The sequence below is a fragment of the Streptomyces sp. NPDC001002 genome, assembly GCF_053599215.1.
This window is the reverse complement of sequence record NZ_JBSFLV010000021.1, coordinates 38,177-61,959: the sequence shown is the minus strand read 5'-3', so window position 1 is coordinate 61,959 and position 23,783 is coordinate 38,177. Positions and strand designations below refer to the sequence as shown.

Annotated in this window: 23 protein-coding genes and 1 riboswitch; of the genes, 14 read left to right on the top strand and 9 right to left on the bottom strand. The window is 71.5% G+C overall.

Annotated elements, in window-relative coordinates:
* Nucleotides 1–164: 164 nt before the first annotated feature.
* Complete coding sequence (locus ACWDR3_RS12690) at nucleotides 165–2,900, top strand: ATP-binding protein (protein ID WP_450352479.1); 2,736 nt, start codon at nucleotides 165–167, stop codon at nucleotides 2,898–2,900.
* On the opposite strand, the gene ACWDR3_RS12685 is transcribed toward ACWDR3_RS12690, so the two are convergent.
* On the bottom strand, nucleotides 2,872–3,279 hold the full coding sequence (locus tag ACWDR3_RS12685; RefSeq protein ID WP_450352478.1) for a hypothetical protein: 408 nt from the start codon (nucleotides 3,277–3,279) through the stop codon (nucleotides 2,872–2,874). The genes ACWDR3_RS12690 and ACWDR3_RS12685 overlap by 29 nt on opposite strands.
* Nucleotides 3,280–3,360: 81 nt before the next feature.
* The gene (locus ACWDR3_RS12680) at nucleotides 3,361–4,239 is read right to left on the bottom strand and encodes a hypothetical protein (protein WP_450352516.1); all 879 of its coding nucleotides are present in this window, start codon (nucleotides 4,237–4,239) and stop codon (nucleotides 3,361–3,363) included.
* Between the two features lie 167 nt (nucleotides 4,240–4,406).
* Here ACWDR3_RS12680 and ACWDR3_RS12675 point away from each other — a divergent pair, with 167 nt between their 5' ends.
* The 3 genes from ACWDR3_RS12675 (at nucleotide 4,407) to ACWDR3_RS12665 (ending at nucleotide 7,600) form a co-directional block, all read left to right on the top strand.
* Nucleotides 4,407–4,754: a hypothetical protein gene (locus ACWDR3_RS12675; RefSeq protein ID WP_450352477.1), complete on the top strand. Its 348-nt coding sequence runs from the start codon at nucleotides 4,407–4,409 to the stop codon at nucleotides 4,752–4,754.
* Between the two features lie 7 nt (nucleotides 4,755–4,761).
* Nucleotides 4,762–5,949 (top strand): glutathionylspermidine synthase family protein, encoded by a 1,188-nt coding sequence (locus ACWDR3_RS12670; protein WP_450352476.1) that lies wholly within the window; start codon nucleotides 4,762–4,764, stop codon nucleotides 5,947–5,949.
* Nucleotides 5,950–6,023: 74 nt separating this feature from the next.
* A riboswitch (ZMP/ZTP riboswitch) is annotated at nucleotides 6,024–6,114 on the top strand.
* Nucleotides 6,115–6,145: 31 nt separating this feature from the next.
* The gene (locus ACWDR3_RS12665) at nucleotides 6,146–7,600 is read left to right on the top strand and encodes a glycine hydroxymethyltransferase (protein WP_450352475.1); all 1,455 of its coding nucleotides are present in this window, start codon (nucleotides 6,146–6,148) and stop codon (nucleotides 7,598–7,600) included.
* 30 nt (nucleotides 7,601–7,630) lie between these two features.
* Here ACWDR3_RS12665 and ACWDR3_RS12660 read toward each other — a convergent pair whose 3' ends face one another.
* The 4 genes from ACWDR3_RS12660 to ACWDR3_RS12645 form a co-directional block, all read right to left on the bottom strand.
* Entirely contained in the window at nucleotides 7,631–8,428 is a 798-nt protein-coding gene (locus ACWDR3_RS12660) for a hypothetical protein (RefSeq protein ID WP_450352474.1), read from the bottom strand.
* Entirely contained in the window at nucleotides 8,425–9,198 is a 774-nt protein-coding gene (locus ACWDR3_RS12655) for a hypothetical protein (RefSeq protein ID WP_450352473.1), read from the bottom strand. The genes ACWDR3_RS12660 and ACWDR3_RS12655 overlap by 4 nt, the downstream gene beginning before the upstream one ends.
* Nucleotides 9,199–9,294: 96 nt before the next feature.
* On the bottom strand, nucleotides 9,295–10,389 hold the full coding sequence (locus ACWDR3_RS12650) for a hypothetical protein (RefSeq protein WP_450352472.1): 1,095 nt from the start codon (nucleotides 10,387–10,389) through the stop codon (nucleotides 9,295–9,297).
* On the bottom strand, nucleotides 10,382–10,984 hold the full coding sequence (locus ACWDR3_RS12645) for an RNA polymerase sigma factor (protein ID WP_450352471.1): 603 nt from the start codon (nucleotides 10,982–10,984) through the stop codon (nucleotides 10,382–10,384). Before ACWDR3_RS12645 ends, ACWDR3_RS12650 begins: the two co-directional genes overlap by 8 nt.
* 174 nt (nucleotides 10,985–11,158) lie before the next feature.
* Here ACWDR3_RS12645 and trpS point away from each other — a divergent pair, with 174 nt between their 5' ends.
* On the top strand, nucleotides 11,159–12,151 hold the full coding sequence (gene trpS, locus ACWDR3_RS12640) for a tryptophan--tRNA ligase (protein WP_450352515.1): 993 nt from the start codon (nucleotides 11,159–11,161) through the stop codon (nucleotides 12,149–12,151).
* A gap of 140 nt (nucleotides 12,152–12,291) precedes the next feature.
* The gene (locus ACWDR3_RS12635; RefSeq protein ID WP_450352470.1) at nucleotides 12,292–12,870 is read left to right on the top strand and encodes a 2'-5' RNA ligase family protein; all 579 of its coding nucleotides are present in this window, start codon (nucleotides 12,292–12,294) and stop codon (nucleotides 12,868–12,870) included.
* Between the two features lie 75 nt (nucleotides 12,871–12,945).
* On the opposite strand, the gene ACWDR3_RS12630 is transcribed toward ACWDR3_RS12635, so the two are convergent.
* Complete coding sequence (locus tag ACWDR3_RS12630; protein ID WP_450352469.1) at nucleotides 12,946–13,701, bottom strand: decaprenylphospho-beta-D-erythro-pentofuranosid-2-ulose 2-reductase; 756 nt, start codon at nucleotides 13,699–13,701, stop codon at nucleotides 12,946–12,948.
* Nucleotides 13,702–13,810: 109 nt separating this feature from the next.
* Nucleotides 13,811–15,178, bottom strand: a complete 1,368-nt coding sequence (locus tag ACWDR3_RS12625; RefSeq protein WP_450352468.1) for an FAD-binding protein — start codon at nucleotides 15,176–15,178, stop codon at nucleotides 13,811–13,813.
* Between the two features lie 160 nt (nucleotides 15,179–15,338).
* Between ACWDR3_RS12625 and ACWDR3_RS12620 the strand changes: the two genes are divergently transcribed.
* The 4 genes from ACWDR3_RS12620 (at nucleotide 15,339) to ACWDR3_RS12605 (ending at nucleotide 18,449) form a co-directional block, all read left to right on the top strand.
* Nucleotides 15,339–15,869, top strand: a complete 531-nt coding sequence (locus ACWDR3_RS12620) for a phosphatase PAP2 family protein (RefSeq protein ID WP_450352514.1) — start codon at nucleotides 15,339–15,341, stop codon at nucleotides 15,867–15,869.
* A 101-nt stretch (nucleotides 15,870–15,970) separates the two neighbouring features.
* A complete protein-coding gene (locus tag ACWDR3_RS12615; RefSeq protein WP_450352467.1) occupies nucleotides 15,971–16,963 on the top strand; it encodes a decaprenyl-phosphate phosphoribosyltransferase in 993 nt (330 codons plus the stop codon).
* A 92-nt stretch (nucleotides 16,964–17,055) separates the two neighbouring features.
* On the top strand, nucleotides 17,056–17,508 hold the full coding sequence (locus tag ACWDR3_RS12610; RefSeq protein WP_450352466.1) for a GtrA family protein: 453 nt from the start codon (nucleotides 17,056–17,058) through the stop codon (nucleotides 17,506–17,508).
* Nucleotides 17,496–18,449, top strand: a complete 954-nt coding sequence (locus ACWDR3_RS12605) for a YihY/virulence factor BrkB family protein (protein WP_450352465.1) — start codon at nucleotides 17,496–17,498, stop codon at nucleotides 18,447–18,449. Before ACWDR3_RS12610 ends, ACWDR3_RS12605 begins: the two co-directional genes overlap by 13 nt.
* Here the strand turns inward: ACWDR3_RS12605 and ACWDR3_RS12600 are convergent.
* A complete protein-coding gene (locus ACWDR3_RS12600) occupies nucleotides 18,397–19,692 on the bottom strand; it encodes a D-alanyl-D-alanine carboxypeptidase family protein (protein WP_450352464.1) in 1,296 nt (431 codons plus the stop codon). The two genes, ACWDR3_RS12605 and ACWDR3_RS12600, sit on opposite strands and share 53 nt — an antisense overlap.
* A gap of 91 nt (nucleotides 19,693–19,783) precedes the next feature.
* Between ACWDR3_RS12600 and ACWDR3_RS12595 the strand changes: the two genes are divergently transcribed.
* The 4 genes from ACWDR3_RS12595 to ACWDR3_RS12580 all read left to right on the top strand — a co-directional run bounded on the left by ACWDR3_RS12595 (nucleotide 19,784) and on the right by ACWDR3_RS12580 (nucleotide 23,728).
* Nucleotides 19,784–20,023, top strand: a complete 240-nt coding sequence (locus ACWDR3_RS12595; protein WP_450352463.1) for an SCO4848 family membrane protein — start codon at nucleotides 19,784–19,786, stop codon at nucleotides 20,021–20,023.
* Nucleotides 20,024–20,106: 83 nt separating this feature from the next.
* Nucleotides 20,107–21,369, top strand: a complete 1,263-nt coding sequence (locus tag ACWDR3_RS12590) for a metallophosphoesterase (protein WP_450352462.1) — start codon at nucleotides 20,107–20,109, stop codon at nucleotides 21,367–21,369.
* A gap of 303 nt (nucleotides 21,370–21,672) precedes the next feature.
* Nucleotides 21,673–23,229 carry an ABC transporter substrate-binding protein gene (locus tag ACWDR3_RS12585; protein ID WP_450352461.1) on the top strand — a complete coding sequence of 519 codons (1,557 nt, stop codon included), beginning with the start codon at nucleotides 21,673–21,675 and terminating at the stop codon, nucleotides 23,227–23,229.
* Between the two features lie 97 nt (nucleotides 23,230–23,326).
* Complete coding sequence (locus ACWDR3_RS12580; protein WP_450352460.1) at nucleotides 23,327–23,728, top strand: ATP-binding protein; 402 nt, start codon at nucleotides 23,327–23,329, stop codon at nucleotides 23,726–23,728.
* Nucleotides 23,729–23,783 lie beyond the last annotated feature (55 nt).

The window sequence follows — 23,783 nt, the reverse complement described above, 5'->3', positions numbered from 1 at the left end:
GAGGGTGAGGGCGCGGGCGAGGACGAGCTTCGGCCTTTTCCGGAGCTTTCGTCGTATGTCCCCGTCACCCCCATGGATGCTGGACCCGAACCAACGTACGGACACGGTCCCCGAGTTGGGGTCAGGGGCCGTGGCCTCGGGGAGGGGGCGGCGTGGACGTTGTCATGTCTCCGGGACGCGGCGACGGGGCGGCGTTCCTGGGACGTACGAGGGAACTCGCTGAACTGCGCCGACGGTACGGGGAGTCGGCGGCGGGTGTCCCGCGGGTGGTGGTCGTCGAAGGACCCGCAGGGATCGGCAAGACGGCACTCCTACGGCGCTTCCTCGCCGACAGCGCGCACGGCCACGTGCTGGCGGCGGCCGGTGAGGAGAACGAGACGGAGCTGCCGTACGGCGTGCTGGGCCAGCTCCTGGGCCGCTCCGTGCACACCGACCCGCTCACCGCCGGAGCCGAACTCCTCGACCCGTTGGGGGAGTTGCAGCGCGACGAACCCGTCGTGATGGTCGTCGACGACGCGCACTGGGCCGACGCGCCCTCGCTGCGCGCGCTCACCTTCGCATTGCGCCGGCTGCGCGCCGACCGCGTCCTGTGCCTGCTCGCGTTACGCGATGTCGAGGCCCCGGGGCTGCCCGCCGGACTGCGCCGGATCCTCACCGACGACACCGCCGTACGGCTGCGGCTGGGCGGGCTCGCGGCGGCGGACCTGGTCGGACTCAGCACCCGCTATCTGACCGAGCCGCTGTCCCCGGCCGCCGCCCGGCGCCTGCGCACCCACACCCACGGCAACCCGCTGCACTGCCGGGCCCTGTTCGAGGAGGTGCCGCCGGCCGCGCTCCGGTCCGCCGCCGCACTGCCCGCCCCGCAGTCGTACACCCGCTTCGTCCTGGACCGGCTCGCCCGCTGCGGGCCGTCCGCCCGGGCGCTGGTGCGGGCCGCGGCCGTGCTCGGCGCGGACTGCACGCTGGCCCGCGCCGCCCGACTCGCGGAGGTCGCCGAGCCGCTGGCCGCGCTCGGCGAGACCCTGGCGCACGGGCTGCTCCGGGAGACCCCGCACGCCGCGCCGACCCGCATCGCCTTCACCCACCCCCTGGTCCGCGCGGCCGTCCTGCACGGACTGGGGCCGGTGCGCCGTACCGCACTGCACAGCAGGGCCGCGGCGGCCGCCGACGACGAGTTCACGCGACTGCACCACCGGGCGCTCGCCGCCTACGGTCCCGACGAGCGGCTCGCCCTCGAACTCGCCGACTGCGCCCGCCGGTTCGGCGCGGAGGGCCGCTGGGTGGAGGCCGCGCCCCTCCTCCAGTACGCGGCCCGGCTCGCCTCCCGGCCCGAAGAGCGCGGGCGGCTGAACTGCGAGGCCGTGGAGGCCTTTCTCTTCGACGGCCGGGACGAGGAGGCCGCCGCCGTCGTGACCGCGCTGCCCGACGCGACCGACGAGGCCGTACGGTGCTGCGCCCGCGGCCATCTGGCGCTGGTCGCCGGCCGCGTCGGCCAGGCGCACGCCCTGCTGGACGAGGCATGGCGGCTGCGCACCCCCGGCGCGGACCCCGGGCTCGACGCGCGGATCGCGGAACAGCACGTGATGGTCCACATGCTGTGCGGTCAGGCCGCTCGCGTGTGCCAGTGGGCCGCGTCCGCCCGCGGCCACGACGGCCGAGCGCGCTCCGGCGGGACTCTGCGCTTCATCCACCTCGCGGCCCTCGGTCAACTCGGCGCCTACGAGGAGGCGTTCCGGCTGGCGGAGGACCTGCCCGAGGCCGCTCTGGTGGGTCCCCGGGACCTCGAACTCCTCATGGGCAGGGGCACGTTGTACCTGTACACCGACCGCGCGGCCCAGGCCCGACCCGACCTGGAGCGGGTCGTGGAGCTCACCCGCCGGGGGCCCGTGCCGCTGCGTGTGATCGCCCTGGCGCTCCTCGCCAAGGCCGAATTCCTCTGCGGGGCCTGGGACTTGGCCGGCCTGCACTGGGAGACGGCCGCCTCCGTCGCCGCCGACCTCGGCCAGGGGTGGATCGCCCCCGTGGTGCACGCCGAGAACGTGCTTCTGCTCGCCGCCCGAGGTGAGTACGAGCGTGCCGAACAGCAGTTGAGGATCGCGCGCGGCCACCCCGTGGTCGAGGAGTCCGCGATGGTGGAGATCTTCGTGACGTACGGCCGTGCCTTCCTCGCCTTCGTCCGCGGTGAGCCGGCGTCGGCCGTCGACCTGCTGCGCACCCTCCTCGTCCACGAGGAACTGGACTTCACCGCCGAGCCCGGACTCATGGTCTGGCGCGATCTGCTGGCCGACGCGCTGGTGGCGACCGGCCGGCTCGACGAGGCCGAGGAGGTCCTTGCCGCGCTGGAACGGCGTGCCACCGAGCGCTCGCGCGCCTCCACGCTGGCCTCCGTGTGCCGGGTGCGCGGCACCCTGTTCGCGGCCCGCCGCGAGCCGAAGCTCGCCCGGGACGCCTTCGCCGAGGCCCTCGACCGCGCCGCCCAGGTCGGCCTGCCCTTCGAACAGGCCCGTACCGAACTCGACTTCGGCTCCTTCCTGCGCCGCACCGGCCGCCGCGCACCGGCCCTGGACCACCTGCGCGCGGCCCGGACCCGCTTCGCCGAGTTGGACGCCGCGCCCTTCCTACGGCACTGCGATCGCGAACTCGCGGCGGCGGGCCTTGCCGATGCGCGGGATCCAGGCCGCGTGGGCGCTCCGGAACGGCTGACACCGCAGGAGCACGCCGTCGCCCAACTCGCGGCGACCGGGCTGACCAACCGCCAGATCGCCCGCGAGCTGGTCCTCAGCGCGAAGACCGTCGAGTACCACCTCAGCCATGCCTACGCCAAGCTCGGCATCCGCTCCCGGGTGGAACTCGTGGCCCGAGTGGCGGCGGCTAGGGAAGGATCAGGAACGGCGGGCTGACGGCGAAGGTCGCGCCCGGCTTCTTCGTGCCGTACTTCACCGATCCGTAGGCCTGCGCGATGTTCCCCGCGTGCTGACCGAGCACGGTGCTGCTCATGGTGAACGTGAACGTGCCCACAGGGTCGGTCCACCCCTTTCCGGCCACTTGGAACTGCCCTGTCACCACTCCGGATCCGGTGAGGGGAATGAGACTGCCGTCACTGATGTCGCGCACGACGAGCGACACCCGGTACGACCCCTCCCCCTGATGCAGGGTTTCGCCCGCCTCGGCCTCCAGCACGATCTCGCCGTCCTTCTGCGGATCCAGCGTGCTGTCCGCGATCGGCCCGCTCGGCTCACGGCTGAACACCCGCACGATCTGAGCGTCGTTCGGTCCCATGACTACCCCCTGTTCGTCCTGCTGTCCGTCCTGCTCTGCCCGACCGGTTCTCCGGCCGTACGCGGAACAGTAGGAAGCCGGTCAGCCCTCGGGCCTCCGGGAAGGGCTAGGGGAAATCCCGGGGGTGGGCGGCGCCTCCCCGAACCGTGCCAACGCCAGCGCCCCCGCCACCGCCACGCAGAACCCCAGCACCGCCAGCCACACCAAGCCCTCCCTCGTGCGGTCGCCGAGCCAGATCACGCCCACCGCGGCGGGGCCGATCGTCTCGCCGATGACCATTCCGGCGGTGGCCGCCGTCACCGAACCGTGCTGGAGGGCCGAGGTCAGCAGGAGGAAGGCGGCGGCTCCGCCGAGGAGGAGGGCGTAGGTGGCCGGGTTGGTGAACAGGTCCGACGGGGCGACCGAGTCGATCAGGCGGACCGCCACCTCCACCACACCGAACCCGAACCCCGCCCCCAGCCCGAGCGCCGGCGCCCGCCCGCGCCCCGACCAGCGCCCGCCGACCAGCGCGAGCAGCAGTACCGCGACGGCGACCGCGAGCATCGCGTACTTCAGCGCGGTCGACCCGGCACGGTCCCCCTCCGCGCCCGAGGCCAGCCCCAGCATCGCCAGTCCGCCGCAGACCACCCCGACCGCGCCCCACTCCAGCCCGCTCAGCCGCACCCGCAGCAGCCGGGCCGCGACCACCGCCGTCACCGCCAGGCTGGAGGCCAGGGCGGCACCGACCGCGTAGATGGGGATCGAGCGCAGCGCGGCGATCTGGAACACGAACCCCAGCCCGTCAAGGCCGAGCCCGAGCAGATACCGCCACTGCCGCACGGCCCTGAGCAGCAGCGCCGCCTCCCCGCCGGCGCCGGTCGGGCGCGTGCCGGCCGTCTCCGCGTCGGCCTCCCGGGTGGCGACGGCCTGCAACACCGTCGCCGTACCGAAGCAGACCGCCGCACCGAGCGCGCACACCATCCCAAAGATCACAAAGTGACTGTAGGGGAGGCGAGTACGGGCGGGGTGCCTCGTGACGCGCTCTCACCGGTCTCTAGGCTGTCCGCCGAAGATCACACAGCAGCCCGACGGCGACCGGCCCAGCGCGGAGCCGTCGGATCAACGGGGAATCAACGGGGAGACGGAACATGGCGGACGCACGCAGACAACTACGCTCGGGCACGGTCGTACTCGGCGGCATGGGACTGCTCGCCGCGGCCCTCACCGCCTGCTCCTCCGACCCGGACAAGCGCTGCGTCGACCGCGACAGCTACAACCTGACCAAGGGCTACAAGGTCGTCGCCGACAAGAGCTGCAACTCCACCAGGACCTCGGCGAACGGCGCCTGGTACTACGGCGGCAAGAAGAAGGGCTCCTGGGTCGAGGGCGGTTCCTTCACCAAGCCGCGCAAGGGCTCCGGCTCCTCGGGCGGCGGCCACGGCAGCAGCGTCGATCGCGGCGGCTTCGGCAGCGGCAAGGGAAGCTCCGGCGGCTGACCGACCCATGCGACGCCACCTCATCACCCCCCGCCCCGACTGGCAGCGCACGGTCGAGGAACAGGGCCTCGTCTATCCGCTCACCCGGTATCCCGACGACTCCCTGCGCCCCTACTGGGACGAGAGCGCCTACTACTCCTTCACGCTCCCCGAGGTCGAGGCCCTGGAGGAGACCGTCGAGGAACTGCACCGCATGTGCCTGGCCGCTGCCGAGCACATGGTCTCCCACGACCGCCTCGCCGACCTCGGCATCACCGACCCCCGCCTCGCGCGGACCGTCGCCGAGGCCTGGCACCGGCGCGCCGAACTCCCTTCCGTCTACGGCCGTTTCGACCTCCGCTACGACGGCACCGGCCCGGCGAAGCTCCTGGAGTACAACGCCGACACACCCACCTCCCTCGTCGAGGCCGCCTCGCCCCAGTGGTTCTGGATGCAGGACCGCTTCCCCGGCGCCGACCAGTGGAACTCCCTCCACGAACGTCTCGTCGCCGCCTGGAAGAACCAGGCCGCCCTCCTCCCGCCCGGCGCCCCCCTCCACTTCGCGCACTCCGCCGCCGACGAACTCGGCGAGGACCTCATGACCGTCGCCTACCTCAAGGAGACCGCCGAACAGGCCGGCCTCGACACCGACTGGATCTCCATGGAGGAGATCGGCTGGGACCCCCTCTCGGGCCGCTTCGTCGACAACCGCCTCCGCTTCATCCGCAGTTGCTTCAAGCTCTATCCCTGGGAGTGGCTCACCTCCGACCGCTTCGCCGACCACGTCCTCGACACCCTCGACAACGGCGGCGGCACCGGCACCACCCTGTGGATCGAGCCCGCCTGGAAGATGCTCCTCAGCAACAAGGCCCTGCTGGCCGTCCTGTGGGAGCTGTATCCCGACCACCCCAACCTCCTCCCGTCCTATCTCGACGGCCCCCGCGACCTCGCCCGCACCACGGGCTACGTCGCCAAGCCCCTGCTCGGCCGCGAAGGCGCCGGCGTGACGATCCACGCACCCGGCGGCACGCCCTCCGCCGTCGCGGAAGAACCCTGCTGCTACCAGCAGTTGGCCCCGCTGCCCGACTTCGACGGCAACCACGTCGTCCTCGGCGCCTGGGTCGTCGAGAACGAGTCGGCCGGCCTCGGCATCCGGGAGTCGTCCGGCCTGGTCACGGACGAGTACGCCCGCTTCCTCCCGCACGTCATCCGATGAGTCAACCGCGCCGCCCGCCCTCGCTCGCATGGTGGACGCGGCACCTCCGCCCGGCGACCTCCCCGGTAGGCTGACCGGCGGGCCGTGACTGGCGCGCTGGGATGGGACCAACCATCGGGGAGCGGCCCGAGCGGAAACTGTGTGCCGTGCGCCTGGGCCGTACCGTGAACGCCGAACGCCACGTCCGGAGGTCCTGATGCCCGACAACTCTGCGCCCCTTTCTCCCGAGTCCACCGCCTTCCGCTCCGCCCTCGATGTGATCCGTGCCGTCGAGCCGCGCGTCGCCGACGCCATCGGCCAGGAGGTGGCGGACCAGCGCGAGATGCTCAAGCTGATCGCCTCGGAGAACTACGCCTCCCCGGCCACCCTCCTCGCCATGGGCAACTGGTTCAGCGACAAGTACGCCGAGGGCACCGTCGGACGCCGCTTCTACGCCGGCTGTCGCAACGTCGACACCGTCGAGTCCCTCGCCGCCGAGCACGCCAGGGAACTCTTCGGCGCCCGGCACGCCTACGTCCAGCCGCACTCCGGCATCGACGCCAACCTCGTCGCCTTCTGGGCCGTCCTCGCCCAGCGCGTCGAGGCCCCCGCCCTGGAGAAGGCCGGCGTCCGCCAGGTCAACGACCTCTCCGAGGCCGACTGGGCCGAACTGCGCCAGGCCTTCGGCAACCAGCGCATGCTCGGCATGTCCCTGGACGCCGGCGGCCACCTCACCCACGGCTTCCGCCCGAACATCTCCGGCAAGATGTTCGACCAGCGCTCCTACGGCACCGACCCCACCACCGGCCTCATCGACTACGAGGCCCTGCGCACCTCCGCCCGCGAGTTCCAGCCGCTGATCATCGTCGCCGGCTACTCCGCCTACCCCCGTCTCGTGAACTTCCGCATCATGCGCGAGATCGCCGACGAGGTCGGGGCGACCCTGATGGTCGACATGGCGCACTTCGCCGGCCTCGTCGCCGGCAAGGTGCTGACCGGCGACTTCGACCCGGTCCCGCACGCCCAGATCGTCACCACCACCACGCACAAGTCGCTGCGCGGCCCGCGCGGCGGCATGGTCCTGTGTGACGACTCCCTCAAGGACCAGGTCGACCGCGGCTGCCCGATGGTCCTCGGCGGTCCGCTCCCGCACGTCATGGCCGCCAAGGCCGTCGCCCTGGCCGAGGCCCGTCAGCCCTCCTTCCAGGACTACGCCCAGCGCATCGTCGACAACTCCCGTGCCCTCTCCGAGGGGTTGATGAGCCGCGGCGCCACCCTCGTCACCGGCGGCACGGACAACCACCTCAACCTGATCGACGTCACCACCTCCTACGGCCTCACCGGTCGCCAGGCCGAGGCCGCGCTCCTCGACTCCGGCATCGTCACCAACCGCAACTCCATCCCCGCCGACCCCAACGGCGCCTGGTACACCTCCGGTATCCGCATCGGCACCCCCGCCCTGACCACCCGTGGCCTCGGCACCGCCGAGATGGACGAGGTCGCCGCCCTCATCGACCGCGTCCTCACCACCGCGGAGCCCGGCACCACCAGCAAGGGCGCGCCGTCCAAGGCCCAGCACGTCCTCGACCCCAAGGTCGCCGACGAGATCTCCCACCGCGCCACCGACCTCGTGGCCGGCTTCCCGCTGTACCCGGAGATCGACCTGGGCTGAGGCCCGAGGTCCGACGGGGCGCACCGCACCTCACACGTCGAGGTCGATCAGCTCATGTCGTGGCTCCTCCCGCGGCGGTCCGGCTCCCTGCCGGGCCGCCGCGCGGTGTATCAGCAGCGTGCCCCCTGCACCGACCGCGAGCCCCACGGCGAGCCCGGGCAGCGTCCACCAGACACCACCTCGGCCGAGGCCACTCGCGCCCTCGCCGGTTCCGCCCCCGGGGCCACTCCCACGCCCACTCGCAGGCCCGTCCCCGAGCCCATCGAGTACGCCCTGCTGCTCCAACCGCACGAACACCGAGGGCGGCGCCCGATGCCAGCGGATGTCGTCGTCCTCCACATCCGGCGCGAGGTCGCTGCGCACCCAGGGCGAACCGTCCGCCGCGACGAACAGTTGGTCCTGCCGCTCCACCGCCACATCACCGCCCGGCGCCCGGTCGGTCTGCGGCCAGCCTCCGACGCCCGACAGCCCCCAGATCACCGTGAAGTCCACCGGCGGATACCGACCCTCGGTCCACTCCTCCGGCACCCGCTCCGTCCCGGTGTACGTCGGCCGCAGCAACTCCGACAGCCGGGCGAACGCGGGCTCTCGGGAACGCAACGCCATCGTCCGGCCCGTCCCACCCGCGATGATCACCGCCGTGTCGGGGCTGTCCCGGCCCTGCGTTGGAGCCCCCGCCGGTACCAGGACCTCAGCGCCAGCGCCAGTCCCAGCCCCCGCGCGTACCGCCGCGTGGGCCGTAGGCACCCCGCACAAGCTCACCGCCACCCCCACCACCGGCAACAACGCCGAGACCCACACCGTCGACCGAATCCCGCGCCCCCTCATACGTCCCGCAGCTCCTGCCTGGGACCCGACTCCCGTCCGCCGCGCCACCGACCCGACGGCAGCCGCGACGCCAACGGGCGCCGCACCAGCACCAACCCCGCTCCGGCCGCCGCACCCGGCAGCGTCCACCACCAGTTGGACCACCAGCGGGTGCCGTCGGGCCGGCCCGGCAGGCCGGCCGACACGGTGGTCGTCGATGTGTCCGGTACGTCGGTCGGCACAGTGGCCGGATCCGGGGTCGGCTCCTCGGACCGCCACGGCTCCGGGAAGATGCCCCCGTAGCCGCCGTCGCCCGAGGCCTTGCCCATCACGCCCAACTTCTTGAGCAGAGACCGCAGTTCGGCGGGACGGTCGGCGCGGTGCCAGTAACCGTTCGGCGTTTCCGGCATGTTGGCCGCCGTGTGGATCCAGACGGCATGGGACCCGGAGTCGACAGGGAAGACCCGGTCCACGCGCCAGGGCGACATGTCGTGGGCCATCCATGTGACGTTGATCTGGCGCGCGTTCGCCATCTCGACCTCGGGCGGCTGGTCCCGCTTGCCCATGTCCGCCGGGCCGAGCAGCTGTTGCAGTGTGCCGTACTCCTTGTCGGAGTAGTACAACCCGGTGGCCTGGCCGCTGCTCGGCGAGGTCACCAGCACGCTCGTCGGTCCGCCCGCCGAAGCCGACGACGCGACCCACGTCATCAGGACCAGCGTCACCGCCAACGCGCCTGCCAACACCGCCAGTTCACGGACCCGGCCCCGCCACTTGTTCCGCCACCCGTGCATCCCGTCCCCCAACCAGTCGTCCCCTCGACCCGTCCCCGAGCCGCATGTCACTTCTGGTACACCGCCCGACCCGCCGGGGTTCCCACTCCGACCGCACTAATTCGTGGAGCCGTCGGCAGACATCCCGCCAGCCTTCTCCAGCTCCTTCGCGATCTCCACCGCCCGCGTCCTCGACGCCACCCCCTCCAGCCGGAGCGTCACCTCGTCCAAGCCGGCCCGGTGCATCCACAGCAGCGTCGGCCCGGCGGTCCGCTCCTTGCGGGTGAAGCGGGTGCCGTCCGCGTCGATCAGCCAGAAGCTCAGCAGATGGGGGCGGGGGAACCACAGGGCGTAGTCCTGAAGGCCGTCGGTCGAGGTCTCCTCGCCCAGCGGGACCCACTCCGGCTGTTCCCTCGCGGTCTTGGCGAAGGCGAGGTCCAGTGGGTTCGGCATCTCGTCCAGCCGGACCGTGTGCCCGTCCTCGTGCCAGCACAGGCTCACCAGGAACCGTCCGTGCGGCTCACCGGTCACCGCCACCGCGTCCGGGACGCCCAGCGCCTTCGGCACCAGCGGCTCGAACCCGGCACGGCGCTCCGCCTGCCCGAGCGACACCGACCGGCCGCAGCCGGGCACCTCGGCGCCGGGGGAGGGCACCGCCGATGGGTCGTACCGCACCTCGACCCCGCCGAAGTCGAACCAGTCGAAGACCGCCGCCCGCACCGGAGGTGTGAGCACGAGCACCGTCAGCAGACCGCACAGCAGGGCGGTCAGCGAGCGCCAGCGCAGCCGCGTCCAGTGCCGGACCGACCGCAGGCGGGCGCCGACCGGCCGCGGCTCGGGGACCGGGGTCGGCAGCTGTTCGGCGAGTATCTGGCCCAGCACCCGCTCGACCATCGTCTCGGAGTCGTCGGCGCCTCCGGTGCCGGGCGCGTCCAGCGACCGGCCCAGCGCCTTCAGCTCCTCCGGCAGCCGCGCGGAATCCTCCCGGGTCCGGCCCCGCTCGCGTCCACGCTCACGTCCTCGCGGACCCCGGTCGCCGCTCCGGCCTCCGTTCCGACCGTCACCACGACCCCGTGGGCCCCGGCCACCGGTGCCTCCGCCCGCATGGCCGCCCTCACCCTCGTAACTCCGCCCCCCGTCGCTCTCGCTCCTGTGGCTCTCACCCTCGTGGCTCTCGCTCTCGAAACCGTCGTCCTCGTGCGACTCACTCATGCTCATCACCCCCTTCCCGAGGTCGGAAATCCGGCAGCAGTCTGCCCAGCTTGCGCAGGGCGCGGCTGAGGCGGGACTTCACCGTGCCTCTCGGCCAACCCAGGGCCTGGGCGGTCTCCGGTTCGTCCATCTCCAGCAGATAGCGGTAGGTGACGACCAGGCGGTGCTCCTCGCTCAGCTTCTCCAGGGCGGACAGCAGGGCCGCGCGGCGCTCCGTCTCGATGGTCGCGACCGCCGGGTCCGCCGATTCCGGTATCAGCGGCTCGGCCTCGGCGTACGCCGCCTCCCGGCCGGCGAGCGTGCGCTGCCGGGCCGCCGTGCGCACTGTGTTCCTCGTCTCGTTGGCGACGATCGACAGCAGCCACGGCTTGAAAGCGGCGCCCTCCTTGAATCCGCCCAGCGCGCAGTACGCCTTGACGAAGGCCTGCTGCACCACGTCCTCCGCGTCCGCACCCGCCCCGAGTGCCGCGGCCGCCCTGAGCGCGATGCCCGTATGGGCCCGCACCAGTTCCGCGTACGCCTCCGGCTCTCCGGCGCGTACGCGTGCGATCACCGCGGCCTCATCGACGATGCGGCCCCCCTCCCGCGTTCTCACACATTTGGTACACCGCCCGACCCGGATCGGTTCCCACCCGTGTCACATCTGTTTCCGACCGGTTCCGGACCCGCCCCCCAGACCTGAGAGAATGGGGACATGGCTTCTGACCGCCCGCCCGTCGCCCACCACCGCCCTCAAACGGGGCGCTCCGCGCCGCTGCCCAAATTCCGAGTGCTCTCCGGAATCCAGCCCACCGCAGGCTCGTTCCACCTCGGCAACTACCTCGGCGCCGTCCGCCAGTGGGTGGCTCTCCAGGAGTCCCACGACGCGTTCTACGCGGTCGTGGACCTGCACGCGATCACGATCCCGCAGGACCCGGCCGAGCTGCGGGCCAACACCCGGCTCGCCGCCGCGCAGCTGCTGGCGGCCGGACTCGACGCGGACCGCTGCACGCTCTTCGTGCAGAGCCACGTCCCCGAACACGCCCAGCTGGCATGGGTCATGAACTGCCTGACCGGGTTCGGCGAGGCCTCCCGCATGACCCAGTTCAAGGACAAGTCCGCCAAGCAGGGTGCCGACCGGGCGAGCGTCGGCCTCTTCACGTACCCGATCCTCCAGGTCGCGGACATCCTGCTGTACCAGGCCAACGAGGTGCCGGTCGGCGAGGACCAGCGCCAGCACATCGAGCTGACCCGCGACCTCGCCGAGCGCTTCAACGGCCGCTTCGGCCAGACCTTCACGATCCCGAAGCCGTACATCCTCAAGGAGACGGCGAAGATCTACGACCTCCAGGACCCGTCGATCAAGATGAGCAAGTCGGCGTCCACGCCGAAGGGCCTCATCAACCTCCTCGACGACCCGAAGGCCACCGCCAAGAAGGTCAAGAGCGCGGTCACCGACACCGACACCGTCATCCGCTACGACGCCGTCGACAAGCCGGGTGTCAGCAACCTGCTCACGATCTACTCGACCCTCACCGGGAAGTCGATCGCCGAGCTTGAGCGGGACTACGAGGGCAAGATGTACGGCGCCCTGAAGACGGACCTCGCCGAGGTCATGGTCGAGTTCGTGACGCCCTTCAAGGAGCGCACGCAGCAGTATCTGGACGACCCGGAGACGCTCGACTCGATTCTGGCCAAGGGCGCGGAGAAGGCGCGTGCCGTTGCCGCGGAGACCCTCTCCCAGGCCTATGACCGGGTCGGCTTCCTGCCCGCGAAGCACTGAGGCGCACAACCGCACACACGTACCACTGGACAGAGCGCTGCACATCACTACGGTTGCGCCTGCCCGCATCCCAGCCGTGGCCGTACAGTCGATAGCCGAACGGATGGGAACGACCCACCGACACGACGACAGGAGATGACGTGGGGACCGTAACGATCGGCGTGTCGATCGCGGTCCCGGAGCCTCACGGCAGCAAGCTCCAACAGCTGCGCACCGGCTTCGGGGACGCCGCGGCCCACGGCATCCCCACGCACGTCACCCTGCTGCCGCCGACGGAGGTCGACGGCGCTTCGCTGCCGGCCGTCGAGGCGCATCTGACGGAGCTCGCCGGGAACGGCCGGCCGTTCCCGATGCGGCTGTCCGGCACGGGCACCTTCCGCCCGCTGTCACCCGTCGTCTACGTGCGCGTGGAGCAGGGCGCCGAGGCGTGCACCTGGCTGCAGAAGCAGGTCCGCGACGCCTCCGGGCCCGTCGCACGCGAACTGCAGTTCCCGTACCACCCTCATGTGACGATCGCGCACGGCATCGACGACGAGGCGATGGACCGCGCCTTCGAGGAGCTCGCCGACTACGAGGCCGAGTGGCCCTGCACCGGGTTCGCGCTGTACGAGCAGGGCGCGGACGGCGTGTGGCGCAAGCTGCGGGAGTTCCCCTTCGGGAGCTCGGTGGTGCCACCGCAGGCCGGTCATGTGGAGCGGGGCACCATCCCCAGCCGGTAGCCGATTCCTGGCCGGGAGCCGATCCCCGGCCGACGCGCCGACCGGGGCCGACGAGACCGACGCCCGGACGCCCGCCTAAAGAGCCAGCCGTCGGAACACCCCGCGCGGGACGTGCCGCAGGGCCGACATCACCACCCGCAGCGCACCCGGCACCCACACCGTCTCCGAGCGGCGGCGCAGGCCCAGCTCGACGGCCGTCGCGACCGCCTCCGGGGTCGTCGCCAGCGGTGCCTCCGGCAGACCCGCCGTCATCTTCGAGCGCACGAACCCGGGGCGTACGACCATGACGTGCACGCCGGTGCCGTAGAGCGCGTCGCCCAGGCCCTGCGCGAAGGCGTCCAGGCCGGCCTTGCTTGAGCCGTAGATGAAGTTGGCGCGGCGGGCGCGCTCGCCGGCGACGGAGGAGAGCACCACGAGCGAGCCGTGGCCCTGGGCCTGCAACGCGCGGGCGCTCACGAGCCCGGCCGACACCGCGCCCGTGTAGTTGGTCTGCGCGACGCGCACCGCGGCGGCCGGTTCGCGTTCGTCGTGCGCCTGGTCGCCGAGGATCCCGAAGGCGAGCAGCACCATGTCGACGTCGCCCTCGGCGAACACCTTGCCGAGCGCCGTCTCGTGGGCGTCGGGGTCGAGCGCGTCGAAGGCGACGGTGTGCACGTCGGCGCCGAGGCCGCGCAACTGCTCCGCGGACTCCTCCAGGGCGGGCGAGGGGCGTCCGGCGAGCCACACCGTGCGCGTGCGGCGGGCGATCAGCCGGCGGGCGGTGGCGAGGGCGATCTCGGACGTACCGCCGAGGACGAGCAGGGACTGGGGGAGACCGAAGGCGTCCTTCACGAGAGAGCTCCTAGCGGGTGCCTGGGGGTGCCTGGGGGTGCTGGGGGTGCCTGGGGGTCTTGGGGGTGCCTGGAGGGTGTCTGGGAAGTCGCCCGGAGCTTGGGGCTGCTCAGAGGGCGAGGCGGCGGGCGAGGTCCGAGACGAACACCCCGCGCGGGTCGAGTTCCGCGCGCAGTGCCCGGAAGTCGTCGAGGAGCGGGTACATGGCGGCGAGCAGTTCGGGGCGCAGCCGGGAGTCCTTGGCGAGGTAGACGCGGCCGCCGGCCCCGGCCACGTCCTCGTCGAGCCGGTCCAGGAGGGCGCCGAGCCCTGGCAGGCCCGCCGGGATGTCGAGGGCCAGCGTCCAGCCGGGCACGGGGAAGGAGAGCCAGCCGGGATCGGCCTCCCCGAAGCGCTTGAGGACGGCCAGGAAGGACGGGCACCGGTGCTCGGAGACGCGCCGCACGATCCGGCGCAGAGCGTCCTCCTGGCCGTGTCCGACGACGAACTGGTACTGCACGAAGCCGCCGCGGCCGTAGACCCGGTTCCAGTGCGGCACGCCGTCCAGGGGGTGGAAGAAGGCCTGGATCCGCTGGAGTTCGCCGGTACGCGTGCGTGGCGCCTTGCGATACCAGAGCTCGTTGAACAGGCCCACGGTCGCGCGGTTCAGCAGCCCCTCCGGGAGGAGGGCGGGGGCGGCCGGGAGTCGGCGGGTCCGGAAATCCAACGGTGTTCTACGCGTGCGTGCGGGCAGCGCGTCGAGGGGCGCGTGGTCGCCGCGCGTGAGCACCGCGCGCCCGGTCGCCGTGCCCCGCGCGAGGAGGTCGATCCAGGCGACCGAGTACCGGTAGCGGTGGTCGGTCGCCGTGAGGCGTGCCATCAGGTCGTCGAGGTCCGTCGCGCGCTCCGTGTCGACCGACATCAAGGACGTCTCGACGGGCAGCAGTCGGAGGGTCGCCGTCAGGATCACGCCGGTCAGGCCCATGCCGCCGGTGGTCGCGTCGAACAGGGGCGTGCCCCGGCTCACTGTGCGGATCGTGCCGTCGGCGGTGAGGAGTTCGAAGGACAGGACGTGCCGCGAGAAGGAGCCCGAGACGTGGTGGTTCTTGCCGTGGATGTCCGCGCCGATCGCGCCGCCAACCGTCACCTGGCGGGTTCCCGGAGTCACCGGCACGAACCAGCCGAGCGGCAGCAGGACCTCCATCAGCCGGTGCAGGGAGACGCCCGCGTCGCACAGCACGGTGCCGCCCTGGGCGTCGATCGCGTGGACGCGGTCCAGACCCGTCATGTCGAGCACCGCGCCGCCGGCGTTCTGCGCCGCGTCCCCGTAGGCCCGCCCCAGGCCCCTGGGAATGCTTCCGCGGGCCCCGCAGTCCCGGACGGCCGCCACGGCCTCCTCGTACGTCCCTGGGCGCATCAGACGGGCCGCCGTGGGCGCGGTGCGGCCCCACCCAGTAACGGGAACGGGCGCGGACGTGGGGGCGGCGTCGGCAGACATGTCGGCGACCGTATCGCCCCTATCCGATCGGTTTGTTCAGAAACATGACCTCCCTCCGCGAAATGGGTGATTAATGGGATGTCACTCAATATTGCCGGAGTTCCCGCGGTGTCGACGTGAACAGTGAGTCCCCATGGACCACACGGACCACACGGACCCCATGGACCCTTTGGACCCCTTGGACCCCTTGGACCACCGAATCCTTTCGGCCTGCCGGGCGTACGGCGCCGATCCGCGCGTCGCCGCAGCCGCGCGCGCCCTCTCCCGGGCCGGCGAGCACGGTGCGCTGTGGCTCGCGGCGGGGCTCGCGGGCGCTGCTGTGGACGGCGCGCGGCGCGGTGCCTGGTTGCGCGGCACGGCGCTCACCGTCGGTGCGCACGTCGTCAGCATGGGCGTGAAGAGAGCGGTGCGCCGCCCGCGTCCGACCCACGTCGAACCCCTCGTGCGCACCGCGGGCCGGCACTCTTTCCCCAGCTCCCATGCGACCTCCGCCACCGCAGCGGCCGTCGCCTTCGGGGCGCTCGGCGCGCACGCGGTCCCGCCGCTCGCCGCCGCGATGTGCCTCTCCCGCCTGGTCGTCGGCGTCCACTACCCCTCGGACGTGGTGGCGGGCGCGGCCCTGGGGGCGCTCACGGCGCGCATCGGATCGCGCTGGATGAAGATCGCGCCGGATGAGGGAGGGCGCTCATGACGGAGATCGCGCTGGTTGAAGGTGAGCGCTCATGACGGAGATCGCGCTAGTTGAAGGCGGGCGCTCATGACGGAGATCGCGCTAGTTGAAGGCGGGCGCTCGTGACAGAGACCGCGCCCCTCACCGGCAGCGCGCGCACCCGTGAGACGGCGCTTCTGGAGCAACGCGCGCCCCAGCGACGTACCTCACGACCCCGCAAGGGATCCCGCCTCGGCTCGATCCTCCGCGGGCTGCTGAAGACCGCGCGTCCCAAGCAGTGGATCAAGAACGTCCTGGTCGTCGCCGCCCCGGCAGCCGCAGGACAGCTCTTCACCCGGCATGCGCTCACCCAACTCGCCCTGGTCTTCGCGCTGTTCACCGCCTGCGCCGCCGCCGTCTACCTGATCAACGACGCCCGCGACGCCGAGGCCGACCGCGCCCACCCCACCAAACGGCACCGCCCGGTCGCCGCCGGCCAGGTCCCCGTACCCGTCGCCTACGCCGTAGGAGGCGCCCTCACGGCCCTCGCGCCGGTGCTCGCGGCCTGGCTGGTCTCCCCGGTCGTCGCGGCGCTCCTGACGGCCTACCTGGGCATGCAACTGGCGTACTGCGTCAGCCTCAAGCACGTCCTGGTCGTCGACCTCGTCGTCGTCACGACCGGCTTCCTGATGCGGGCGATGATCGGCGGGCTCGCCCTGGGGATCCCGCTCTCGCGCTGGTTCCTGATCACGACCGGCTTCGGCGCGCTGTTCATGGTCTCGGCCAAGCGCTACTCCGAAGCCGTCCAGATGGCCGGAAAAGGCGGCTCCACGCGCGCGTTGCTCACCGAGTACACCACCGGCTACCTGCGGTTCGTGTGGCAGTTGGCCGCCGGGGTCGCCGTGCTCGGCTACTGCCTGTGGGCCCTGGAGGAGGGCGGCGTCCCGCACGCGAGCGTGCTGCCCTGGCGCCAGTTGTCCATGGTCGCCTTCATCCTCGCCGTCCTCAGGTACGCCGTCTTCGCGGACCGCGGCACGGCCGGCGAACCGGAGGACGTCGTCCTGCACGACCGGGCACTCGCCCTCATCGCCCTGGTGTGGCTGGCGATGTACGCGCTGGCGGTGGCGAATTGGTGACCCCTGCGAGCCCGGCACCCGCCGCGAGCCCCGCCACGAGCCCCGCCACGACACACGCCCGCCCCGCCACGGCGCCCGCCGCGAGCTCCGCCATGACACGCACCCGCCCCGCCTCCCTGAGCCCGCCCCGCCGCCGAGAACTCCTCGCCTTCGCCGCCGTAGGACTCCTCGCCTACGCCGCCGACCTCGCCCTCTTCACCTGCCTGCGCGGCCCGGCAGGGCTCGACCCGATCACCGCCAAGGCGCTCTCCTTCGTGGCCGGCTGCTCGGTCGCGTACACGGGCAACGCGCTCGGCACCTATCGGGGCACCGGACCGGGCGGCCTGCGTCCCTACGCGGTCTTCGTCGCCGTCAACATCGCCGGTGCCCTCGTCCAGCTGCTGTGTCTCGCCGTCAGCCACTACGGCCTCGGCCTCACCTCGCAGCGCGCGGACACCGTCTCCGGTGCTGTAATCGGCATGGCCCTTGCGACGATCCTGCGGTTCTGGGGTACTCGCACATTGGTCTTCCGCAGTGAGGGCAGAGTCGGATCATGGACTGGCTGAAGAAGCTCCCCGTCGTCGGGCCGCTGATGACGCGCCTGACCGCCACGCACGCGTGGCGGTCCTACGAGCGCCTGGACCGGGTGAAGTGGTCGCGGCTGGCCGCCGCGATGACGTTCATCAGCTTTATCGCCCTGTTCCCGCTGCTCACCGTCGCGGCCGCGGTCGCCGCAGCCACGCTCAGCACCGAGCAGCAGAACACCTTGCAGGACAAGATCGCCGACCAGGTGCCCGGCATCTCCGACCAGCTCGACATCCACGGCCTGGTGCAGAACGCCGGCACGATCGGCCTCATCGCCGGTGCAGCCCTGCTGTTCACCGGCATCGGCTGGGTCGGGTCGATGCGCGACTGTCTGCGCGCGGTGTGGGAGCTGCCGGACCGGGAGGGCAACCCGATCCTGTCCAAGGCCAAGGACGCGATCATCCTGATCGGCTTCGGCGGCGCCGTCCTCGTGACGATCGCCATCTCGACCGTCGCCACCGCCCTGGTCGGCTGGATCGGCGAGCAGCTCGGCCTCCAGGAGGGCGGCATCGGCCGCGCCCTGCTGCGGATCGCCGCGTTCACCGTCGCCGTACTCGCCGACTTCCTGCTGCTCCTGTACGTCCTCACCCTGCTGCCCGGCGTGGAGCCGACGCGCCGTCGGCTGCTGGTCGCCGCGCTGACCGGCGCCATCGGCTTCGAACTGCTGAAGCTGCTGCTGAGCGGCTATATGCAGGGCGTCGCCGCGAAGAGCATGTACGGCGCCTTCGGAGTGCCCGTCGCCCTGCTGCTGTGGATCAACTTCACCTCGAAACTGGTCCTGTTCTGCGCCGCGTGGACGGCGACGCAGAGCAAGGAGGACGAGATCCGCGAGGAGGAGGCCGAGGAGCGCAGCGGGGAGATCCGCAAGGTCAGGGACGAGGACGACGACGTACCAGATCAGGCAGCGGCCAGCGGCGGTTGACCAGGAACGCGGCGGCCGCGAGCAGCACCAGCGCGCCGCCCGTGATGGCCAGCGCCGTCCCGATGCCGCCGGACTCCTCCGCGGCCGCGGCCTTCTTCGTCACCGGGTCCGACGACGCGTCGCCGGACCCGCCCGCCTGCCCCGAGGAGGCCGTGGCACCCGGCTGGGCGCTGGCCTGCGCGCCCTTGGGCGGCACCAGCTCGCCCACCGGCTGCGCCTTGCCGGCCGCCTTGAAGCCCCAGTCGAAGAGCTTGGAGGTCTCCTTGTAGACCTCGTTGTGCTCGTTCTTCGACGGGTTCATGACGGTGACCAGCAGCACCTTGCCGTTGCGCTCGGCGACGCCCGTGAAGGTCGCGCCCGCATTCGTCGTATTACCGTTCTTGACCCCCGCGATGCCCTGGTACACGGGCGTGTCGGAGTCGCCGCTCAGCAGCCGGTTGGTGTTCTGGATCTCGAAGGACTCGCGGACCGACTTGCCCTTCTTGTTCTTCTTCGTCTCGCCCGGGAATTTCGCCTGCACTGTCGAGCAGTACTCCCGGAAGTCCTTCTTCTGCAGCCCGGAGCGGGCGACCAGGGTCAGGTCGTACGCGGAGGAGACCTGTCCCGGAGCGTCGTAGCCGTCGGGGCTGACCACGTTCGTGTCGAGGGCCTGGAGCTCCTCGGCGTGCTCGTTCATCTGCTGGACGGTGGTGTCGACGCCGTCGTTCATCGCCGACAGCACGTGCACGGCGTCGTTGCCGGAGCGCAGGAACACGCCGAGCCACAGGTCGCGGACCGTGTAGGTCTCGCCCTCCTTTATCCCGACCATGCTGGAGCCGGAACCGATGCCCGCCAGGTCGGCGGGGACGACCTTGTGCTTCTCGGTCTTCGGGAACTTCGGCAGCACCGTGTCCGCGAACAGCATCTTCATCGTGCTCGCCGGGGGCAGCCGCCAGTGCGCGTTGTGCGAGGCGAGCACGGCCCCGGACTCCGCGTCGGCGACGATCCAGGAGCGGGCGGTGAGGTCCTTGGGGAGCACCGGGGCGCCGCTGCCCAGATCGACCTGCGTGCCCGCCTCCCCGAGGCGTGCGCCGCCCACGGTCGACATCTTCGCCGGGGGAGTGGCCGACGGACTCGTCGAAGGGCTCGGGCTCGTCGAGGGACTCGGGGCCGCGAGGGCGACGGGCGCGGTCAGCGCGAGCGACGACAGGGCGGCGGAGGTGACCAGCAGGGTTCGCCTGACGGTCTTCTTGGCAGCGGGCACGGACGAGAACGTACATGGCGTGCGACGGGAAGTCCCACCGCCCACCCCACCCCGGGAAGGGAACCGGACAGGCGGCGGCGATACTGAACGCATGAAGCTCAGCCGCCCGGTCTCCTGGTTCCTGCTCGCCTTCGGGGTGTGGAGCTGGGTCATCTGGGTCACTTTCGTCAAAAACCTTGTCAAGGACAGCAGTGGGCTCGCGTTCGAGGACGGGAACCCGACGGCGTACTTCTGGGTGCATCTGACGCTCGCCGTCGTCTCCTTCGTATTGGGGACGGTTGTGGGGGGCATCGGGTTGCGCGGACTGCGCGCATTGCGCCGCGCCTCATAGAAGTCGGCGCGGAAGTCCGCGCAGAAGTCCGCAGCACAGCCCTCACGGAAGTCCTCACAAAAGACAGCGGGGTTCACAGCACGGTGGTCATCCTCTTCGCGCTGCTCGCGCTCACGGTCCTGGTGGCGGGCAACTGGTATCTGTGGCGCCGCCTGTTCCGCGACACCACCCGGGGCCCGGGCGTCATGCGCCGCGTGGGCGTGGGCGTCGTCGCGGGCGGCTGGCTGCTGGCGATCGGCGCGCTCGTCGCCGAGCGGTCCGGCGCGCCTTTCTGGCTCCAGCAGACCCTCGCCTGGCCGGGCTTCCTGTGGCTGGCCCTCTCGATCTACCTGCTGCTCGCGGTGGTGGCGGGAGAGGTCGTACGACCGCTGCTGCGCCGCCTGCTGGAGCGCCGGGCGCGCACCACGGCGGACGTACGGGAGCCGGAGCCCGTGCCGGCGGGAGTCCCGCCGAAGACGGCCTCCGACGAAGCCGAACCGGAATCCGCGTCGGCCGAGGCCTCGACCGACACCCCCACGGCCCCCGACCCCTCCCGCCGCCTCTTCGTCTCCCGTGTCGTCGCCGGTGCCGGAGCCGCGGCGGCCGTCGCGACCGTCGGATACGGGACCTACGGCGTCCTGCGCGGCCCGCGCGTGAAGCGGGTCACCGTGCCGCTGGCCAAGCTCCCGCGCGGGGCGCACGGTTACCGCATCGCCGTGGTCAGCGACATCCACCTGGGCCCGACGCTCGGCCGCGGTTTCGCGCAGCGGGTCGTCGACACGATCAACGGGACCCAGCCGGACATCGTCGCGGTCGTCGGCGACCTGGTCGACGGCAGCGTGAAGGACCTGGGCCCGGCCGCCGGGCCGCTGCGGCAGCTGAACGCGCCCTCCTACTTCGTCACCGGCAACCACGAGTACTTCTCCGGCGCCGAGCAGTGGGTCGAGGAGGTGCGCAGGCTCGGCCTGCTCCCCCTGGAGAACGCGCGCACCGAACTGCCCTGGTTCGACCTGGCCGGTGTCAACGACATCGCGGGCGAGAGCGAGGGCCAGGGCCCCGACTTCACCAAGGCGCTGGGCGACCGTGACACCACGCGCGCGTGCGTGCTCCTCGCCCATCAGCCGGTGCAGATCCACGACGCCGTCGACCACGGCGTCGACCTCCAGCTTTCCGGCCACACCCACGGCGGCCAGCTCTGGCCCGGCAACTTCGTGGCGGAGGCGGCGAATCCGACCGTCGCGGGCCTGGAGCGCTACGGCGACACACAGCTCTACGTCTCCCGCGGCGCCGGCGCCTGGGGGCCGCCCACGCGCGTGGGCGCGCCCTCGGACATCACGGTGATCGAGCTGGCCTCGCTGCGCGCCTGAGCGCCGGCAGCCCTTTCCAGAAGGCGAACTTCCTTACCGAAGGCCGACTCCCGTCCCGGCGATCGACTCGCTTCCTGAAGCCCAACTCCCTTTCCAGGAGCCCGATTTCACCGGTTTTCACGTCCTGTGAATGAGCTGTGAAACTCGGCGGAAACGATCCTTCGGTAAGTGTTCTCTCATCTCGACAGATTTCTCTTCCCCTGGCTGAAACGCGTGTGGTTAGGTGAGCCGCGCCGCTCGGGGGAGCGGTCTGGGGACTGAATGGTGGGGTGGGTCCCGGTGGGGCCCGGAGAGGGCAAACCGATGCGCTCGGTTCGCACGCGGATTCTCGCGACGGTACTGGTACTCGCGGCCGCGGGAGTGGGCGGCTGGCAGTTGCTGCCGTCGCAGGAGAACACCGGCAAGACGATCACGGTCGGTACGACGGACGCCGTCACGGCGCTCGATCCGGCCGGCGCCTACGACGCGGGTTCGTGGGCGCTGTTCAGCAACGTCTTCCAGTCACTGCTGACCTTCGACCCGGGCGGTGCCTCGCCCGTGCCCGACGCGGCCAAGAGCTGCGTCTTCGTCGGCAGCGGACTGACCACGTACCGCTGTGTGCTGCGGGAGGGACTGACCTTCCCGAGCGGGCGCACGATGACCGCGGAGGACGTCAAGTACTCCTTCGACCGGGTCAAGGCGATCAAGTCCGACGTCGGCCCGTCCTCGCTGCTGAGCACGCTCAAGTCGGTGGACGCCAGCGGTCTGACGGTCACCTTCCACCTGTCCTCGCCGGACGCCACCTTCCCGTTCAAGGTCGCCACCGGGGCCGGTTCGATCGTCGACCACACCAAGTACCCGAAGAACGGCCTGCGTACGGACCCGGGCGCCGACGGCACCGGGCCGTACAAGCTGACGTCGTACGCGAAGAACAAGAAGGCCGTCCTCGCCCCCAACTCGCACTACAAGGGCGATGTCCACGACACCGGACGCCCGATCGACCTGCTCTACTACGGCAGCGCGGCGGCCCTGGAGAAGGCGTGGAAGGCGAAGCAGATCGACGTCGCCGCCCGGCAGTTGCCGCCGACGACGCTCTCCCGGCTCTCGCCCAGTGACCCCAACCAGCGTGTCAACGAGTCCGACACCTCCGAGACCCGCAACCTCTACCTCAACACGCGCCAGAGCTCGCCCCTGCACGACGTCCAGGTCCGCAAGGCGATGGCCTGGCTGATCAACCGCGAGCAACTGGCCGCGACGGTCTACCAGGGCACGGTCGACCCGCTGTACTCACTGATCCCCACGGGCATCACCGGTCATACGACGTCGTTCTTCGACACCTACCCCAAGCAGGACGAGCAGAAGGCGAAGGAACTGCTCACCGAGGCCGGCGTGACGACCCCCGTCGCCTTCACCTACGGCTACGCCGAGGGCCGCGGCGCCGCCCAGGCGGAGGCCGAGGACCTCAAGAAGCAGCTGGAGGCCGGCCGGCTGTTCAAGGTCACGCTCAAGGGCTACGAGTGGACCGACTTCCAGAAGCAGTGGGCGGCCGGGAAGCTCGACGCGTACGCCGTCGGCTGGGTCGCCGACTATCCCGACCCGGACACCTTCGGCGGCCCGCTCGTCGGCACCGGCAGCACCATGAACACGGGCTACAGCGACAAGGGCGTCGACCAGCTGATCCAGGCCAGCCAGCAGTACCCCGACCGGGGGGATGCCGCGTCCGACTTCAAGACGCTGCAGGAGGACATCGCACGCGATGTGCCGGTCATCCCGTTGTGGCAGGGCAAGGAGTACGTCCTCAGCAACGAGGACGTCGGCGGCGGCCAGTACCTCTCCGACGCCACCGGGGTGTTCCGGCTGTGGAGCCTGACCTGGATCTGACGCCGGCCAGGCGGCATCGACCTTCACCCGAGTGACGCGCGACGCCCACCCGACGCAGGAGGATGTGACGGAGGCGTGCGCGGGGTGAGGAGTACATGTGCTGAGACGCGACTCCTTCCGACTGCCCCGCCACCCGGCCTCCGTCGGCCTCGCCCGGCACCGGGTACGCGACCACCTGGCCGACTGGGGACACGGCCCTGACGACCCGGCCCTGCACGACGCCGTCCTCCTCGTCTCCGAGCTGGCCACCAACGTCGTACGCCACGGCCCGCTCCTGGAGCGCGAGTTCGAGGTGGCCGTGACCGCGCTCTCCGACGGCTCCTGCCTGATAGAGGTCTCGGACGAGGGCCAGACCGAACCACGCCTACGCCTGGTGACGGAGTGGGACGAGACCGGCCGCGGCCTGCGCCTGGTGGAACACGTCGCGGCGGCCTGGGGAGTGTGGAGCCGGGGCCGACACGGCAAGACGGTGTGGGCGCTCGTACTGACCGAGGTCTGAACCGGGCCGAGGCTCGGGCTTCATCGAGGCTTACGGCGGACCGAGGCACCCGCCT